Origin of the sequence: Nonomuraea rhizosphaerae (genome assembly GCF_019396405.1) — a bacterium.
Lineage (GTDB): Bacteria > Actinomycetota > Actinomycetes > Streptosporangiales > Streptosporangiaceae > Nonomuraea > Nonomuraea rhizosphaerae.
On record NZ_JAHKRL010000292.1, the window covers coordinates 1 to 2,730 of the forward strand.

A 2,730-nucleotide genomic window follows, 5' to 3' on the forward strand; every position below is an offset into this window, starting at 1 on the left:
GTCCGGCCCGGCAATGAGCCGGGCCGGCTCCGCGACAAAAGCCGACCGGCTCCGGGTCAGCTCGCCGGACGGCGCCGCCGCCACCCCAGCAGCCCGATCGCCGCCCCCACCAGCCCCACCACGATGCCCGCCACGCCCATGATCCGCGCGGTGCCGTCGGAGGAGGAGGAAGAGGAAGAGGGAGCGACCGCCACGCTGACCTGCTTCGCCACCGCCGCACTCGGCTGGGCGGCGGGCATGGACATCGAGCCGTGCCCCTCACCGCCGGCCGCCACCAGCTTCAGGGTGGGCACCGGGTGCTCGGCCTCGGTGCCGTCGGTCTTGGGCGCGTCGGCCCAGTTGACGACCTCGCCGCCCGAGTACGTCTGCTCGGCCGGGAAGGCGATCGAGTCGACGTCCTTGGGCAGCGGCCCGACCGACACCTCGAACTCCTGGAACTGCCCGGGTTCGATCTTGCCGCCGGACCAGGTGACCTTGAGGACGGACTCGGTGACCTTGTCCCCGTCGTCGGAGACGATCGGCTGGGGCAGCTTGCCCTCGGTCAGCTCGGCCTTCCACCCGGGCACGGGCTTGACCGAGACGAACGGCAGCGGGTGGTCCTTGGGGAAGGTGACCACGAGTTTGGTGGTCGAGGCGTCGTCGCGTTCGTTCGGCACCCGGAAGGCGAGCTTGGCCCAGCCGCCCTTCTCGGCGCTGCCGGGGTTGATCGTGACGTGCGCGAGCGCGGGCAGGGCGAGGCCGGCAAGAACGGCCAGGGCCGCCACGGCGGTCGTCCAGATTCGGCGCAAAAGCATGGATTCTCCACTTCGTTTCAGGGGACGCCGGACATGACGTGGCACCAAGTGCTCACGTCTTCGCAGGTCAGGCGGCAGGAAGTGGAGGACCGCGACGCACGACCGAATGCCGCAGCGCCCGCCCGCGCGGCCGGTCGGGACCCGGTTCAGGAGCCGCGGCCGGCACGGGCGGCGGCGTGAAGGGGACCGGCGTGAGGATCGGCACGGCCCGTGCGGCGAGGCGGCGCAGCAGCGACCAGAGGGCGCTCTCACCGCCGGCCAGCCACCACGCGGTCAGCAGCGTGGCGACGGCGTGGCACAGGAACATCCCGGGCCACGTGCTCTCCCCGTGCACGACGGGGAGGTCGGGAGCCGCGACCCGCGCGACCGCCGTACCGGTGATCGTCGTGCCGGTGATCGTCGTGCCGGTGATCGTCGTGCCGCTGTGCTCCACGAGGCCGAACAGCACGTGCAGGCAGACCTGCGCCGCGCCGAGCAGCCCGATGATCAATACCCTGGACCGTTCCCTGCCCGCCACCACGGCGGCGGCGGCCATCACGGCACCGCCCGCGCCCGCCAGCTCGGCGGGGCCCGGAGCCCTGCCGCCCGCCATCCAGTGCCCGGTGGCGGCCAGCGCCACGCAGACGACGGCGAACGAGGCCGACCGCGCGAGCCGCAACGGCAGCCCGGCAGTTGGCGAGTCCTGGGTGATCATCAAGGTCAGGCCAGCTTCTCCCGGATCTCCGCGATCTGGTCGGTCTGTTCGGTGACCAGGCGGCTCGCCATCTGGATCGTGGGCCCGTGCTTGCCGCCGCTCTGGGCGGCCGTGGCCATCATGATGCCGTGGTCGAGGTGCGCCGAGATCGTCGCCAGCCACAGCTTGTCGAAGGCGGCGCCGGTCTTGGAGCTGAGCTGGGCGACCTGCTTGGCGACGCCCTCCTTCTCCTGCGCGGGCACGCCCACCTGCCAGGACTTCAGCCATTCCGACATCTGCGCGATGTCGGCCTTCTCACTGGCCTCCAGCTTCTGGCTCAGGTCGCGTACGTACTGGGTGTTCGTCCGCTGGGGGACCAACGCGGCGAGCTGGAGGGTCTGACGGTGATGGACGATCATCTCCTTGCTGAAGGTGACGTCCGCCTTGTCGTAGGCGGCCATGGCCTCGGCGGGCTGTCCCGCCTGCCCTTCGGAGGCCTGTGCGGCGCATCCGCCGGCCAGCGCCACGCACAGCAGCGCCCCGGCGATCGTGTTCCAACGCATGCTTCCCCTTGGTCCACTGGGGGATGGGTCACGGGGAGATACGCAAAAAATCGGATAACAGTTCAAATACGGCACACCGAAGCGTCACCCACGTGATGGCCTAGGGTGACGCGTTCGGCGATGCTGCCGCGGCAGGTGTTCGGAGCCGATCGGAAAGCGGATTGGTCCGTCCGGGAAAATCAGGCGGCAGGCACCTTCACCAGGAACAACGGCTTGGTCGTCGGCTGCTCCGAGCCGCCCTCCGGCTCGACCGTCACCCCGAGCTGGTCCACCCCGGACGCGGGCGCGGCGATCACCGGCGCGGTGCGTCCCCCGGTGTCCGAGGCGAGCAGCCCGGCCGACTGGATCCCGCCCGGCGCCACCTGCCAGAGCTGGTACACGCGCCCCTCCGGCAGCGCGGCCAGGTCGGCCGCCAGGAACACCATGCTGCCCCGCGACCGCGACACGACGACCGTGCCGCGACCGCCCTGCGGGGCCGAGGCGGTGGCGATGCGCGAGTCCGGCGCCGTCAGCACCGCGGCGACCTCCCGCTCCGTCTGCCGTACGCGGCTCAGCTCACTGCGGGCGTTCAGCGCGGTCACCCCGAACACCGTGGCGGCCGCCAGGCAGGCGGCGGCGGTCACGACCGCCAGCCACGGCCGCCACTGCGGGCCACGGCGGCGGCGCGGGCGGGCGCCCCGGACGGGGGGCGGGGCCTGAC

4 protein-coding genes are annotated in these 2,730 nt (G+C 72.1%); all 4 read right to left on the minus strand.

The window, feature by feature from the left end; all coding sequences use genetic code 11:
* Positions 1 to 56: 56 nt before the first annotated feature.
* Positions 57 to 794 (minus strand): YcnI family protein, encoded by a 738-nt coding sequence (locus tag KME77_RS14850; RefSeq protein WP_219467241.1) that lies wholly within the window; start codon positions 792 to 794, stop codon positions 57 to 59.
* A 67-nt stretch (positions 795 to 861) separates the two neighbouring features.
* Entirely contained in the window at positions 862 to 1,488 is a 627-nt protein-coding gene (locus tag KME77_RS14855) for an MFS transporter (RefSeq protein WP_219467244.1), read from the minus strand.
* A 5-nt stretch (positions 1,489 to 1,493) separates the two neighbouring features.
* Entirely contained in the window at positions 1,494 to 2,030 is a 537-nt protein-coding gene (locus tag KME77_RS14860; protein ID WP_219467247.1) for a DUF305 domain-containing protein, read from the minus strand.
* A 179-nt stretch (positions 2,031 to 2,209) separates the two neighbouring features.
* The coding region (locus KME77_RS14865; RefSeq protein WP_219467249.1) for an anti-sigma factor at positions 2,210 to 2,730 on the minus strand (521 nt) is incomplete at its 5' end.